Raw genomic sequence first — 13,844 nt, forward strand, 5'->3', positions numbered from 1 at the left:
ACAGTCACAGCACCGGCTAAACTCCTACAAATACGGTACAGTATAGATACATCAAGCCCCTCCTGGCTGCAATGCGATTCTGGACAGTGAAGAACGGCGCCATTCCCAGACAAAAATAAAATATTTTAAGACACTTACACAGCCACCCCCCCACACACCCACGCCATCCGAAACACCGAAAGCAAAAAACGCGCCAAACAAAAAAATTATATAAAAATACATTAATTTCAACATATTAAAGCAAACCACCCCTGCCACACCCCACAGAACCGTTGTTCATAATTCGGCACACCAAACAGCCACCAATTTAGCCAAAAACGTTTATATAATTAATTTTATTAATAATATTTAATAAAAATAGATGTTCAATTTTCGACACCGCCAACTATGGGCGCCGTGCTGCACTGTACCGAACTCAATACATCAGCCGACATCCTATTTATAAACCATGGTCTGTCTGTGTCGGAGCCGGAGAGGCCTGCAGGGAAAAAACAGACTGACAAACGGCCCATCAGGAAAGGTGAGATATCAGAAGAATACCAGGAGAGTACCGCCAGCTCAGCGGGGGAGATCAGGGTTTTCTAATACTGTATTTTTCCATCTTGCCGTAGAGCGTACCGCGGGCGATATCCAGTGCGTCGGCGGCCTGTTTGAGGTTCCACTGTTTTTCTTCCAGAACCCGCCTGATCAGTGACGCTTCCACATCTGCAAGGGTTGTCGATGGGCTGGTCAGCGTCACACTGCTTTTCGGCTGTGCCGGCTGACGAAGCAGTTCGGGGAAGTCGCCCGGGGAGAGCATCCGGTTGCGACTGAAGACCACGGCATGTTCAACGATGTTAGCCAGTTCCCGGCAGTTGCCGGGCCACTGATAGCGACAGAGCAGCTCCATGGCGTCGGCAGTGAACCCCTCGATCTGTTTGCCGGAGAGCGCACGGAACCGGTCAAGGAAGTAGTTGGCCAGCAACGGGATGTCGGAGGTGCGTTCACGTAGCGGAGGGGCTTGCAGGGAAACAACGTTGATACGGTAGTAAAGATCTTCGCGGAATTGCTTTTCCGTCACCGCCCTGGCCAGGTCGCGGTTCGTGGCGCAAATCAGCCGGACGTCGGCCCGGAGCGTCTCCGTGCCGCCGACCCGCTGAAAAACGCCCAGCTCCAGGATGCGCAGCAGCGCCACCTGCGTGGTCATCGAAATATCGCCGATTTCATCGAGGAAAAGTGTTCCCCCCGACGCCTGTTCGAACAATCCCTTTTTCTGACCAACGGCACCGGTGAAGGCGCCCTTTTCATGACCGAACAGCTCACTGCTCACCAGACCGTCCGACAGTGCGGCACAGTTGACCTGCAGAAAGGGGCCATCCTTGCGGGAGCTTTTGGCGTGGATGGCGGCAGCGATCAACTCTTTGCCGGTTCCGCTCTCACCGGTAATCAGTACCGTTGCGGAAGTCTGGGCCACCTGATTGATTTTTTCGTAGATTTCGAACATCTTGCGGTCCTGGCCGATGATGTTCTCGAAGCTGAAGCCGCGCCGCTGCGCATCATCGGGGGTAGCGTGGGACCGGAAGGCGCTGCGGTGGGCACAAACGGTTTCTATGGCTCGCTCCACCATGTCGAAATCCAGCGGTTTCAGGAGATAGTCGTAGGCGCCGGCCTTCATCGCCTTCACTGCCTGGGAGGTGGAGTCAAGGCCGGTCAGAATCAGGACGAACAGATACGGATACCGGTTTTTAATCTCCGTCATCAATTCAATGCCGTCCATGAACGGCATCTGCAGATCGGTGAAGACCATGTCGGCAGGAAACTGCTGCAGACGCAGGAGCGCTTCCTCGCCACTCTGGGCCGTTTCCACCAGAAAGCGGGGATCCCGACCGATCCGGCTGCGAAAAATGCGACAATAAGCTGGTTCATCATCGACAAACAGGATACGAATCTTCTCGCTCACGTCGTAGTTGCTCCCTCTCCCATTCCGCTCCTGCAGCGCTTCCCTGCCGCCCGGATCAGGGCCTTCAGTTCATCCCGCTTCCAGGGTTTGTGAAGGAATCCCATGATATCACCCTGCTGCAGAGCGCCGGCAACGGCAGGTACCTCCACAAATCCGGAGATGACGATTCCCGAAATCCACGGCCACCGGGCATGCACTTCGTGAAGAAAATCAAGGCCGTTCATCCCCGGCATCTGATAATCGGAAACAACCACATCCACCGGCTGGTTCTCCAGCAGCTCAAGCGCTTGGGCTGCCGAGGTGGCGCTGTGCATGCTGATGCCTTCGTTTCGGCAGAAACGCTCCAGCGTACGCAGGATATGCACTTCGTCATCAACGCAGAGCAGACGCAGTCTATCGGACATTGCCGCCTCCGGCAACTGCTGAAAACGAGACAACGGATCCGACATTTGCCCCTGCACGACCACCGGACACAACTTCGTCGCCGGTGTCCAGCGGCAGCCGGATGATGAAGGTCGTACCGGCGCCGGGAACGCTCTCCACACGGATTTCACCGTGATGCTGGCTGACGATGTCGTACACGATGGAAAGCCCCAGCCCGGTCCCCTGCCCCACATCCTTGGTCGTGAAGAATGGCTCGAATATCCTGGACAGATTTTCCGGCGCAATGCCGCTGCCGGTATCGGCGATGGAGATAAAGACCGCATCGTCTGCAGCCCAGGTACTGACCGTCACCTCGCCGCGCTTCTCAATGGCATGGGCGGCGTTGATCAGCAGGTTCATGAACACCTGGTTGAGCTGTTGCGGGTAGCAGCGGATTTTCGGGATCGTGCCGAAGCGCCGATGCACCAACGCTTTGTGTCGCAGTTCATGGTGGGTAATGGCGATGGTGCTCTCCAGGCATTCGTTGATGTCGGCACGTTTATACTCCACGTCGTCGACCCGGGAAAAATTGCGCAGGTTCCTGACAATGCTGCTGACACGCCCCGCCCCTTCCAGTGACTCGGCGATCAGGGTATCGAAATCCTCGAAGATGAGGTCGACCCCCAGCTCATGCCGCTCCCGCGCAAGGTCTTCCAATTCCTGCGCGTCGGAGCAGCGCCCGGCAACCGCCTGCTGCAGCTCGAGAAAACGTTGCAGGCGGGTCATGTACACCCGCAGCTCTTCAAGGTTGTTGGTGACAAAGCCGATCGGATTGTTGATATCGTGGGCCACGCCGGCGGCCAACAGACCGATGCTGGCCATCTTGTCCTGATGCAGGATCACCGCCTGCCGGGATTTCAATTCCGTATAGGCCTGCTCCAACTCGTTACGCCCCTGCTCCAGCTCCCGGCTCATAGCTTCAAGGGTCCGGGTCCGCTCCGCCACCCGCTCTTCCAGGTGATCGTTCAGGTGGATCAGTTCGGCTTCAACCCGTTGACGCTCGGCGACTTCCTGCTCCAGCAGGGTATTGGTCCGGTTGACGTTGGCAACCTCATCGGCAAGCTTCTGCTGGGCAGTCTGCAATCTGGCTTCCACCTGGCCGAGAATCCGCCAGGCAAAGGCAAACAGGACGGAGCAGATACCCAGCCCCAGCAGCACGACCTTCAGCACGAAGTTAGAGAAGTCCTTGGCAATCCGGGTGGTGTCGTGCAGCAGGACGAATTCCCCCACCACCCGTCCGCCGGTTTCCACCAGAGGAAAACGCTTGGCCGCAAACCGGCGGTCATCGAGACGGATGTTCTTCCATCCCTGGCCATCGAACGAACGGGCAGCCGGCTGCGACAGCATGGCAACCAGGCCATCGGGAATACGCGGCAGGGAGTGACCGGACACCACCTTGGCCGGTAGCAGATCCCAGGAGGAGCGCTGCCCCGCCCCCTTTACCGACGCCTCCCATATTTTTCGGTCCAGCAGTGATTTGTCGAGGCCCACCAGATAGTCAACATGGCTGATGGCGGCCAGCTTGCGCATGGTTCCGCCGATTTCCGACCCCAGCTCAATGAACCCCAGCAGGCCGGTCGCGTCATACCAGGGGATCACCAGCCGCAGGGCCAGCATACCGGAGGGGGCCAATTCGAGGCCGTGGGCGGGGCGACCGCTTTCCAGGGCCCGACGCACGGTGTTCCCGGCCGTGCCGCCGACATGTTCACGCGGTGCGTGAATACTGAGCACCGTTGCGGCATCGGGACCATACACCGTGAGATGGCTGATTCCCTCGGGCCCGGCCATGCGGCGGTAGTAGGGCAATGCCTGCCGGTAGAGCGCGGTCCGGTCGCCGTGGCGCATGGCGTTTTTCAGGAAAGGGTCGATAACGATCGGCTCCGCCGTGGCGATCATCCATTCCGACCTGATGGAGAGAAGTTCGTTGAAGAGGGACTGCGCTTCGTGATAGTGCCGGTCAAGGGCATCGGAGATGGTGTTGCGTCTGATGGCATAGGCACTGTACAGGAAACTGCCCAAGAGCACCAAAAAGGTGAGGGTCAGCGGAACCAGTACCTGTCGACGAAGGTTGGAGAATATCATAAAAGGACGTTTCTACGGTACACGTACATGGCTCGTCACACCGCTACGCGAATCTGCTGCGCCACTGATAGGCCCGTTTCTGACACGCCAACACCGCAGCAGGGGAAACGCCCAGCCGTTCGAGACACTGGGCAGCCTCGTCCAGTTCCAGTCGTTCCATCATTTCACTGACGCAGAGCAGGGTACCCAGGTCGCCGCCCCGGTGCACCAGCGCATCCCGCAGTTCCTCGGACAGGTTGAGGTTGGCGACGATCTCGGCCATGTCGATCTCGTAAATATCCTTCAGGATTGACAGAATCCCCACCATGAACGCCTCCTCGGGAAGAACCTGACGCACCAGCCGGGTGTTGCCCAGGTCGAGGCGGGCCATTTCTTCCATGAAGGCGGCCCGGACCGCCGCCATGTCCAAGAGGGGATTGTTCAGACTCGAACCGCTGTCGTCGGCAAATATGGCAAGCTGTACCCAGCGTTTGAGATGCTCCAGCCCCACCTGGGTGATGGCATGGCGAACCGTGCGAATCTTCTCGCGGGTGGCGAAGGCGAGCGAATTGACCAGGAGGAGCAGCTTGTACGTAAGCGCCGGACTCTGCTTGAAGGTTTCCTCGATCTCGTCGATATCCGCCTCGCCGGAAAGTTGCTGCATCAGACGAAAGAACGAGGCGGAAGCGTTGGCCATGCGGGTTTTCTGCACCAGGGTCGGACGGGCGAAAAAATATCCCTGGAACAGCTCAAATCCCATCTTGCGGCTGCGCAGGTACACGTGCCGGCTGTCCACTTTCTCCGCCAGCAGCTTGACCGGATAGCGCCTGAACAGTCCGACCTCACGGTACACTTCTTCCAGCGGTGTGGCGATCAGGTCCAGCTTGACGATATCGACAATCCCCTGGTAGAGCGGTTCATACTCGGGGGCATAGCAGTGATCGTCCAGCACCAGCAGACAGCCCATCTTTTTCAACTCTCGACAGCGTTCGACGATCTCCGGCGTGATGATCAGATCTTCCAGCAGTTCCAGCCCGATGCTCTCCGTGGGCAGCAGTTCGATGGCATCGCTCATCAGCATGTCCGCATCGACGTTGATGAATCCGCGGTGCTCCCCCAGAACGTCCCGCACCCCGAAACTGGAGAGAATATCAAAAATAACCTGTGAGGTGGCCCTGACGGGCGACGGGATCTCCGCCGCCCCCAGCGAGGCGGGACAGCGAAAGAGCAACTCAAAGCCCACGATCTCCTCAAGCCCGTTCAGGATCGGCTGCCTGCCCATCAGATGCTTGGAATGGTCCACCGTGGAGCTCCTTGAACCAGCCGACGGGAAGTCAGTACGCGCCCCGAAACCATCGGCGTCCCTGCGACAGCAGCGGCACCGTTAGCCGCCCGAAAACTCTGCTGCTGCGCAACACTCCTGCTGAGGCAGGGCGCACGGCACCGACCGTGCGCCCGACGACGCCCCGACTCAGGTAACGGCTCCGGCAGCGAGCAACCCTTCCAGCAGTCCGAAATCGCTGACCGTCATCTGCTCGAATCCGAAACACTCCATGGTGTGCAGCGTGATCAGTATGCCGGCGATGATCAAATCTTCGCGCCCCGGCTCCAGCCCCGGTACGGTCAGACGTTCCGCAGGGCCAAGCGGGGCAAGGCGCTCATAAATTCTCCGGATGTCGTTCCGGGTCAGCACATGGTTGTTGACGCGACGGTAATCGTAGTCGCGCATTTCCAGGTTAATGGCCGCCAGAGTGGTGGCGGTGCCGGCAGTGCCCACCAGCACGGTTCCCGACGGGTCGGGGATGAGCCGGGCGACTTCCATTCGCTGCTGCATCTGCGCCAGCTCGCGGCCGATCTTCTCGCCCATGGCCGCTTCGTCTCCCTTGCCCTCGGTCAGACGCACCACCCCCAAGGGAAGGCTTTCCACGAAAAGAGGGCGACCACTCCGAGCTAGGCTGTACTCGGTGCTGCCGCCCCCTACATCGAACATGAACAGCTCTTCCGGATTTCCCTCCAGCCCGGCGGTGATTCCCCGCAGCGTCAGACGGGCCTCAACCTCCCCGCCGATCACCGCCAGCGGAATGCCGGTTTCCCGGCGGACCCGCTCAACAAACAGGGCACCATTGGCGGCATCCCGCACCGCACTGGTGGCGACGGCCCGCACGTCCGTCACTCCGCGGTGATCGATCTGGCGACGAAACTCGTACAGACAACGCATGGCCCGCTCAATGGCTTCATCGGCCAGACCGGTCTGGCGGCTGAAGCCGCCACCCAGGCGGATGATGACCCGGGACAGGACCAGTTGCTCGAAACGGCCGCCGGGATAACAGTCGGCAATCAGCAGCCGTGCGGTATTCGTTCCCAGGTCAATGGCCGCGACTCTGCATGCCATGCCTACTTACCGTCCAGAATCCGTTCCTTCAACTCCTTGCCCACCTTGAAAAAAGGAAGCTTTTTGGGTTTCACCTCAATCGGCTCGCCGGTCTTGGGATTGCGGCCGGTATAGGCACCGTACTCCTTGACCACGAAGCTGCCCAGTCCCCGGATCTCGATCCGGTCGCCGCTGATCATCGCTTCACTCATGGAGTTGAAAATCATGTTGACTACTTCCTCCGCCCGTTTATGGGAGATGTCCCGCTGGGCGGCAAAGGTTTCGATCAGTTCGGACTTGTTCATGACAGCATGCTCCTTTTGATATCGAGTAATGACTCGTAACGTTTATGACAGGGAAAAGAGTGCCACGGTTTCCAAGTGGGCGGTCTGGGGAAACATGTCCACCGGTATCGCGCGCTCCAGCCGGTACCCATGGCCGGCGAGCACTGCAGCGTCGCGGGCGAAGGTAGCCGGATCGCAGGAAACGTAGACCAGTCGCTCTGCCTGCAGCGGTCTCAGCCGACAGACCACCTCGGCGGCACCGCTACGGGGTGGGTCCAGCAGCACCGCTGCGAAACGCTCACCGGCAGCCACCAACCGCTCCACCTCGTCCACAGCGGAACGGCATCTGAAAGTGCTATTGTTTACACGAAGTTGACGTGCATTGTCAATCGCCGATGCGATGGAGGGGGGGTATTCCTCGACGCCGACCAGCTCCGTGACCAAGCCGGCCAGCGGCAGCGAGAGGTTGCCGTTGCCGCAGTAGATATCCAGCAGCCGCTCGTCAGGACGCACTGCCAGCAGCTCCCGCACCAGATTCACCAGCACCCGGTTCTGTCCCCGGTTCACCTGGGAAAACCCGCCGATATCGTAGCCAAGAGGCATGGGGGTTTCCCCGGCAGCGCCCCCCGGCACCAGATAGGTCAGACGTCCCCCGCCGAACACGGCCAGCAGACTCTCTTTGCGCCCCGGCTGCACCCACAGGCCGGCAAGTCCCAGTTCAGCCTGCCGCTCCAGCAGCAGGGCACGGAGACGCTCCGGCTCCCGGCCGATGTAGTGAACCACCGCAACGACCCCCTCCTCCCCTTCCTCGATACTGAGCTGGGGGATGCGGTTACGGTCCGGCAGCAGGGTGAGCACCAGCCGTAGCCGTTGCATGGCGGTGTTGATGGCCGGCGTCACCACCGGGCAGCCGTCCGGGAGATCGATCACATAACGGGAGCCGCGCCGATAAAAGCCGACCGCCAGCCTTTCCGCCGCGGAGAACAGCTTGAATTGGGCGCGGGCACGGTAGCCGTACGGGTGCGGGGCTGCAACGGTCTCCTCCACCGGCGGCGCGACAAGCCGGGCGATCCGCTCAAGGCTCTCCACCAGAAGGGCACGCTTTGCCCGGCATTGCAGGGCATAATCGATATGCTGCCAGCTGCAGCCGCCACACTGGCCGAAAACCGGACAGGAAGGCTCCGTCCGCCAGGATGATGGTTCCCGCAACGCCGACAGCTCTCCTTCCAGGTACGAACGCTTCCGGCTGGTAACCCGCAGGGTCAGCCGGTCTCCCGGCGCCGTGAACGGCACAAAACAGGCCACGCCGTCCAGTCGTCCGACACCGTTACCGCCGACAGCCAGCCGTTCAATGATGATTTCGGGCTCACTCATGCCGGCACGGGGATGCCACGCACCACTTTCCGGCGGCACTTGGCGGATTTACCGGCAATGAAACCGGCGGCAAATCGGGGATGGGAAAGAAAGGGTACCACGTGGTGCTCAAAACGCTGGACAAGCTCCCGGCGCACCGGCTCCAGCAGATCCTGGCGCACCGCCATCCGTTCCAGCCGCTGCACATACATGACGCATTCCCCCAACAGATGCCGAGCCTCGTCGCAGGCTGCGGGGCCGTCGAACAGTTCGGGACGCAGCGCCACCGGACAGCGGGCTTCCAGGGCCACCTGCCAGTAGCCGCCGAAATAGTGACGGGAGACATCCCACAGTTCCACCCGCAGTCCGTTGGATAGTTCCCGCGCAAAGAGCAGCAACGGCTCAACCATGGCGCTCCTCCTCCATCCGGCGCACCAGCCCCACTACTTTTTCCACCACCAGCTCTTCAAGCAGGCGCCCTTTCTCCGCCGACGCCTTCGCGGGGTTCCCCCAGACGCCGCCGGGCCAGTAGCGCCGCTTGTCCCGCACCAGCAGCCCCACCGGAAAGGTCGGATACTCCTCCGGCGCACTCCCCCGCACCAGCTGGGGATGGCTGTGCAGGATACGGGAGGTCTCGATTTCACCGGCATGGGCGTCACCGGCAGTCTCCACCAGTCCCCTGCCCGCCTCCCGGGCCAGCTCGTATTCGGTGGCAACGGCCATGGCCAGCTCCGGCAGTTCATCCAGCAGCTCCTCACCGGCATCCTGCAACGCCATCCGGTGGGCGCCGCCCGCATGACCGGTTAACGCCAGCACGGTACGGAATCCCTGCCGGTAGAGGGAGCGGACGATATCCTTCAGCAGTGCTTTGAGCGTGGCGGTGGAAATGGAGACGGTTCCGGGGTGAGCGGCGGTGGAGCGGCAGTTGCCGTAATGGACCGGCGGCGCCACGAAAAGCGGTGTCCGCTCCGCTGCGCGACGGGCCACCTCCATCGCCTGGATGGTGTCGGTGGACAACGGCAGATGCGGCCCGTGTTCTTCCAGCGCACCAAAGGGAATAACAACGGATTGACAGGTCTTGAGCGCTTCTTCGACCTGGGTCATGGTCATCTCGGCCAAGATCATGCCACCCCCAGCATCCGGTGGGTCTGGGGAATCACCCGCACCTCGCGCACAAGCGACGCAGCCAGGGCCTGCCAATGCAAGAGCCGTGACGGCGCAACCGTCACGCGCCCCCCATGGCCGGTTACCGGCTGAATGATCAGCGGGATGCCGGCATCGGCCTCCGACACCAGGTCGCAGGCTATCAGCAGCTCCTGATCCGTGGTCGCCTCCCCCACGATCACTTTCACCGCCAGGTTCGCCTCACCGGCCAGCTCCAGAAAGCGACGGTGCTGTTCCCAGAGAGGTGGCAGGCCGGTTGAGGAGGGAAGCTTGATATCCATGCTGATATGATCAACCAGGGGAAGCAGCAGGGGCAGGGCATCGGAAAGGGTGCCGTTGGTCTCCAGATGTACCGGCAGGATTTCTCGCAACCGGGGAAGCCAGACCGCCAGAAGCTCGCCATGCAGCAGCGGCTCGCCGCCGGTGATGCTGAAGGAGTGATGGGCGCCGGGCAGCTCGCTGCACCAAGCCTCGGCCAGATCGCACACCCTGGACAGTGTCACCGGCTGGGGAATCTCGCGAAACAGGCCGCTGCCGGGCTCCGTCTCAATCCGGCACCTCTCCGGCGCCAGCAGGGCGGTATCGCAGTAGCTGCACTGGAGGTTGCATCCCGGCAAGCGCAGGAAAATCTGGCGATACCCAAGATACGCTCCCTCTCCCTGCAGGGAAGAGAACAGCTCGATCAGGTCGGTGGCGCTGTCAGTCTTCATAATATTCAGCGCAGGCGTTCTCCGACTCCCAGACCCCGATCCGCTCCACCGCCACGTTGCCGTTGTTCAGGCGAACCGAAAGCTGCTGGTACAGGTAACGGGCGATATTCTCCGACGACGGGGAAATGTTTTTGAAAAACTCGTGTTGATTGACGTACTTGTGATCCAGCTCCTCAAGCAGCAGATTGGTTTCACGCTTCAACACCTTGAAGTCGATGGCAAGGCCTGCCTGATCGAGTTCCCGGGCCACGATGGTCACTTCCACTTTCCAGTTGTGGCCGTGGAGGTTTTCGCAGTCCCCCTGGTAGTTGATCAGATTGTGGGCGGCGGCAAAGCCGGTTTTGATGGTCAGACGGTACATGGTTAACGACTCCTTGCGACAAGTGGTTCATCATACTACACAAAAGAAGGGGCAACCGCAAGGTTGCCCCGGGACTATCAGAACTGTGCGTGGCGCGGGCTTGCTTATTCCGCTTTCAGGGCCTGCTCCAGGTCGGCGATGATATCCGCCACCCCCTCGATACCGATGGAAAGCCGGATAAAGTCGGGGGTAACGCCCGTGGCCACTTGCTCTTCAGCGGAGAGTTGCTGGTGCGTGGTGGTGGCAGGATGGATCACCAGGGTCTTGGCGTCGCCGATGTTGGCCAGATGGGAGGCCAGCTTGACGTTGTCGATAAAGCGGACCGCCGCCTCCTTTCCCCCCCTGATGCCGAACCCGATGATGGCCCCGGCGCCCTGGGGAAAATACTTTTGAGCGCGGGTGCTGTCCGGATGGCTGGCCAGCCCCGGATAGTTGACCCAGGCCACCTGGGGATGTTTTTCCAGCCACTGGGCCACTTTCAGGGCATTTTCAACATGGCGCGGCATACGCACATGCAGGGTTTCCAGACCTTGAAGTATCTGGAACGAGTTAAAGGGGGAGATGCAGGCCCCCATGTCACGCAGGATCTGCACCCGCATCTTGATGATAAAGGCGATCGGCCCCACCGCATCCCAGAACACCGCGCCGTGGTACGCCGGGTCAGGCTCGGTGAACTCCGGAAACTTGCCGTTGTCCCACGGAAATTTTCCGCCGTCCACCACGCAGCCGCCGATGCTGGTGCCATGCCCCCCCATGAACTTGGTCAGGGAGTAGATCACGATGTCGGCCCCGTGCTCCAGCGGCCGGAACAGGACCGGCGTGGTGGCGGTGTTGTCCACCACCAGCGGGATGCCCGCCTCGTGGGCGATTTTCGCAATGGCCTCGAAGTCGTCGATGTTGTTGCGGGGATTGCCGATGGACTCGCAGTAGATCAGGCGGGTATTCTCATCAATGGCGGCACGGAAGTTCTCGGGGTTTGAGCTGTCAACGAACCGGGTGGTGATGCCGCAGCGGGGCAACGTATGATTGAACAGGTTGTAGGTACCGCCGTACAACGCCGAGGCGGACACGATATTCTGACCGGCCTTGGCCAGAGTCAGCACCGTGGCCGTAATGGCCGCCTGGCCGGAGGCAAAGGCCAGGGCCGCGGCGCCGCCGTCCAGGGCCGCCACCCGCTTTTCCAGCACGTCGGTAGTGGGGTTCATCAGTCGGGTGTAAATATTGCCGAATTCCTTGAGAGCAAACAGGTTGGCGGCATGTTCACTGTTCCGGAAAGCATAGGAGCTGGTCTGATAGATCGGTACGGCACGGGAAAGGGTTGTTTCGTCGGGGGTTTGTCCGGCATGGAGGGCACGGGTGTCAAGCGTCGGTGTTTCACTCATCGGTTTGTTCTCCTTTTCAGTGTAAATCCCGATCCGCTTTTACCATAGTTTCAGTCAAAATACACCACCCGCAATCACAACAGCAGCTTGGTCAGGTTACCGGAAAAAGAACAGACCCGGTCGCGTCCCGCCTCCTTCGCCTCGTACATGGCCGAGTCGGTCACCCGGATCAGGCTTTCCCGGTCAGTGGCGTCATCGGGAAAGGTGCCGACGCCGAAGCTGGCGGTAATCGGGATCCTGGTGCCGTTGTCGGTGAGGAAACGGTGGGCATGGAACCGCTCCAACATGTTGTGGGCCACGGTCATGGCCCCCTGCTTGCCGGTGTTGGGCAGCACGATGATATACTCGTCTCCGCCGTAACGGGCACCGCGGTCTGACGACCTGATATGGTTCCTGACCAGGTGTCCCACCTCCGCGATCATCCGGCTCCCCACCAGGTGGCCGTAGGTATCGTTTACGGACTTGAACCGGTCGAGATCGAAGAACAGCAGCGATACTTGGCTGTTGTAGCGCCGCGCCCGATCTATTTCATATTCCAGCAGTTCCTGAAAATAGCGGGCGTTGTAGAGACCGGTCAGGTCGTCGGTGATGACCAGCTCGCTGACCCGTTTGTAGTTGCGGGCGTTGTCGATGGCAATGGCGGCAAAGTCGGCCACGGCTCCCAGAAGGGGCAAATCCGCCTCCTCGAAACTGCGCTCACTGGCAGAGTTGATCAGCTCGATCACCCCCAGCACCCGATCACGGATTTTGAGCGGCACGCAGAGGATGGAACTGACCGGATACTCCACGGCATCGGCCACATGGCGGGCAAACCGTTCGTCCCGCATCACATCCGGGATCAGGAGCGGCTCGCCGTGCTGCGCCACCCAGCCGGCAATCCCCTCCCCCATCTTCAGGTTGATCCCCTTCAGTTCGTTGGCCACCGGCGACACGGCGATTTCGAAGTGCAACTCGCCGGTGGAATCGTTCACCAGCAGGAGCGACCAGGTTTTGGGCTGCAGCAGCCGCTCAACCTGGGACATGATCTCCTGCAGCACGTCCCGCAGCTCCAGGGAAGAGATGATGGTCTTGCCGATTTCCAGCAGCGAGGCAAGCTCGGCATTCCGCCGGGCCAGCAGTTCCAGCATCCGCTCCGGATCGTGCGCTTGATCAATGGTCATCATGGACGTACCTCGGCAGCCGCTTTATCCGAGTATTCGGGCAAGATCGCCCGAGCCTTCACGAAGAATTTCAATGCGATCCCCCACCAAGCTGACCACGGAACTGACATCGGTGGTGAGCAGTCCACCGTCGATCACCAGGTTCAGCTGGCTGCCGAACTGACGGTTGATCTCCAGCGGGTCCCCCACGGGCTCCTCGCCGCTCAAATTGGCGCTGGTGGTGACGATCGGATTGCCCAGCTCCCGCACCAGTGCCGAGCAGATCGGATGATCGGGCATCCGCACCCCTACCGTTTTCTGGCGCGTTGTCAGAAGATCGGGAACCTCACGGCTGGCCTGCAGCACAAAGGTATAGGGACCGGGCAGGCAGCGCTTCATGATCTTGAAGGCATGGTTGGTCAGGCGGGCGAACCGGGCCACTTCGGACAGGTCGGCACAGATGAAGGAAAAGGGTTTGCGGCGGTCCCGCTGCTTGATCTGGTAGATCAGCTCCAGTCCCTTCTTGCTGAAAATGGAACAGCCGATGCCGTAGGTGGTGTCGGTGGGGTAGGCGATAACGCCCCCTGCCTTCAGAACGGACACCACCTGGGCGATCAGCCGTGGCTGCGGATGGTGTGGATTGATGGCCAGCAGCAT

General features: G+C 60.5%; 14 protein-coding genes. All 14 read right to left on the minus strand.

The features are described from left to right. Window positions 1-571: 571 nt before the first annotated feature. The 14 genes from RAK07_RS09405 to RAK07_RS09470 all read right to left on the minus strand — a co-directional run bounded on the left by RAK07_RS09405 (window position 572) and on the right by RAK07_RS09470 (window position 13,844). Entirely contained in the window at window positions 572-1,939 is a 1,368-nt protein-coding gene (locus RAK07_RS09405) for a sigma-54-dependent transcriptional regulator (RefSeq protein WP_305732576.1), read from the minus strand. Then, on the minus strand, window positions 1,936-2,343 hold the full coding sequence (locus RAK07_RS09410) for a response regulator (RefSeq protein ID WP_305732577.1): 408 nt from the start codon (window positions 2,341-2,343) through the stop codon (window positions 1,936-1,938). Before RAK07_RS09410 ends, RAK07_RS09405 begins: the two co-directional genes overlap by 4 nt. Then, on the minus strand, window positions 2,333-4,444 hold the full coding sequence (locus tag RAK07_RS09415) for an ATP-binding protein (protein ID WP_305732578.1): 2,112 nt from the start codon (window positions 4,442-4,444) through the stop codon (window positions 2,333-2,335). Before RAK07_RS09415 ends, RAK07_RS09410 begins: the two co-directional genes overlap by 11 nt. Window positions 4,445-4,487: 43 nt before the next feature. Then, window positions 4,488-5,726: an EAL and HDOD domain-containing protein gene (locus RAK07_RS09420; protein ID WP_305732579.1), complete on the minus strand. Its 1,239-nt coding sequence runs from the start codon at window positions 5,724-5,726 to the stop codon at window positions 4,488-4,490. 168 nt (window positions 5,727-5,894) lie between these two features. Continuing rightward, window positions 5,895-6,815 carry a Ppx/GppA phosphatase family protein gene (locus tag RAK07_RS09425; RefSeq protein ID WP_305732580.1) on the minus strand — a complete coding sequence of 307 codons (921 nt, stop codon included), beginning with the start codon at window positions 6,813-6,815 and terminating at the stop codon, window positions 5,895-5,897. A 2-nt stretch (window positions 6,816-6,817) separates the two neighbouring features. After that, the gene (locus RAK07_RS09430; RefSeq protein WP_305732581.1) at window positions 6,818-7,099 is read right to left on the minus strand and encodes an HU family DNA-binding protein; all 282 of its coding nucleotides are present in this window, start codon (window positions 7,097-7,099) and stop codon (window positions 6,818-6,820) included. A gap of 42 nt (window positions 7,100-7,141) precedes the next feature. Further along, window positions 7,142-8,452, minus strand: coding sequence for a class I SAM-dependent RNA methyltransferase (locus tag RAK07_RS09435; RefSeq protein WP_305732582.1), 1,311 nt, complete (start codon window positions 8,450-8,452; stop codon window positions 7,142-7,144). Next, window positions 8,449-8,841 (minus strand): hypothetical protein, encoded by a 393-nt coding sequence (locus tag RAK07_RS09440; RefSeq protein ID WP_305732583.1) that lies wholly within the window; start codon window positions 8,839-8,841, stop codon window positions 8,449-8,451. The genes RAK07_RS09435 and RAK07_RS09440 overlap by 4 nt, the downstream gene beginning before the upstream one ends. Beyond that, on the minus strand, window positions 8,834-9,556 hold the full coding sequence (locus RAK07_RS09445) for a creatininase family protein (protein ID WP_305732584.1): 723 nt from the start codon (window positions 9,554-9,556) through the stop codon (window positions 8,834-8,836). The genes RAK07_RS09440 and RAK07_RS09445 overlap by 8 nt, the downstream gene beginning before the upstream one ends. Next, the gene (locus RAK07_RS09450) at window positions 9,553-10,305 is read right to left on the minus strand and encodes a 7-carboxy-7-deazaguanine synthase QueE (protein WP_305732585.1); all 753 of its coding nucleotides are present in this window, start codon (window positions 10,303-10,305) and stop codon (window positions 9,553-9,555) included. The genes RAK07_RS09445 and RAK07_RS09450 overlap by 4 nt, the downstream gene beginning before the upstream one ends. Further along, window positions 10,295-10,666, minus strand: a complete 372-nt coding sequence (queD, locus tag RAK07_RS09455) for a 6-carboxytetrahydropterin synthase QueD (RefSeq protein WP_305732586.1) — start codon at window positions 10,664-10,666, stop codon at window positions 10,295-10,297. Before queD ends, RAK07_RS09450 begins: the two co-directional genes overlap by 11 nt. A gap of 104 nt (window positions 10,667-10,770) precedes the next feature. Further along, a complete protein-coding gene (locus RAK07_RS09460) occupies window positions 10,771-12,048 on the minus strand; it encodes an O-acetylhomoserine aminocarboxypropyltransferase/cysteine synthase family protein (protein WP_305732587.1) in 1,278 nt (425 codons plus the stop codon). Window positions 12,049-12,122: 74 nt separating this feature from the next. Continuing rightward, complete coding sequence (locus RAK07_RS09465) at window positions 12,123-13,211, minus strand: GGDEF domain-containing protein (RefSeq protein ID WP_305732588.1); 1,089 nt, start codon at window positions 13,209-13,211, stop codon at window positions 12,123-12,125. Between the two features lie 21 nt (window positions 13,212-13,232). Then, on the minus strand, window positions 13,233-13,844 hold the full coding sequence (locus tag RAK07_RS09470) for an L-threonylcarbamoyladenylate synthase (protein WP_305732589.1): 612 nt from the start codon (window positions 13,842-13,844) through the stop codon (window positions 13,233-13,235).

Source organism: Trichlorobacter ammonificans, assembly GCF_933509905.1.
Taxonomy (GTDB): Bacteria; Desulfobacterota; Desulfuromonadia; order Geobacterales; family Pseudopelobacteraceae; genus Trichlorobacter; species Trichlorobacter ammonificans.

Bases quoted from the DNA above. Each gene is read 5' to 3' on its own strand.
- RAK07_RS09410 (WP_305732577.1), bottom strand. From the start codon at position 2,343: ATGTCCGATAGACTGCGTCTGCTCTGCGTTGATGACGAAGTGCATATC.
- RAK07_RS09460 (WP_305732587.1), bottom strand. From the start codon at position 12,048: ATGAGTGAAACACCGACGCTTGACACCCGTGCCCTCCATGCCGGACAA.
- RAK07_RS09430 (WP_305732581.1), bottom strand. From the start codon at position 7,099: ATGAACAAGTCCGAACTGATCGAAACCTTTGCCGCCCAGCGGGACATC.
- RAK07_RS09470 (WP_305732589.1), bottom strand. From the start codon at position 13,844: ATGCTGCTGGCCATCAATCCACACCATCCGCAGCCACGGCTGATCGCC.
- RAK07_RS09435 (WP_305732582.1), bottom strand. From the start codon at position 8,452: ATGAGTGAGCCCGAAATCATCATTGAACGGCTGGCTGTCGGCGGTAAC.
- RAK07_RS09425 (WP_305732580.1), bottom strand. From the start codon at position 6,815: ATGGCATGCAGAGTCGCGGCCATTGACCTGGGAACGAATACCGCACGG.
- RAK07_RS09450 (WP_305732585.1), bottom strand. From the start codon at position 10,305: ATGAAGACTGACAGCGCCACCGACCTGATCGAGCTGTTCTCTTCCCTG.
- RAK07_RS09445 (WP_305732584.1), bottom strand. From the start codon at position 9,556: ATGATCTTGGCCGAGATGACCATGACCCAGGTCGAAGAAGCGCTCAAG.
- RAK07_RS09415 (WP_305732578.1), bottom strand. From the start codon at position 4,444: ATGATATTCTCCAACCTTCGTCGACAGGTACTGGTTCCGCTGACCCTC.
- queD (WP_305732586.1), bottom strand. From the start codon at position 10,666: ATGTACCGTCTGACCATCAAAACCGGCTTTGCCGCCGCCCACAATCTG.
- RAK07_RS09440 (WP_305732583.1), bottom strand. From the start codon at position 8,841: ATGGTTGAGCCGTTGCTGCTCTTTGCGCGGGAACTATCCAACGGACTG.
- RAK07_RS09465 (WP_305732588.1), bottom strand. From the start codon at position 13,211: ATGATGACCATTGATCAAGCGCACGATCCGGAGCGGATGCTGGAACTG.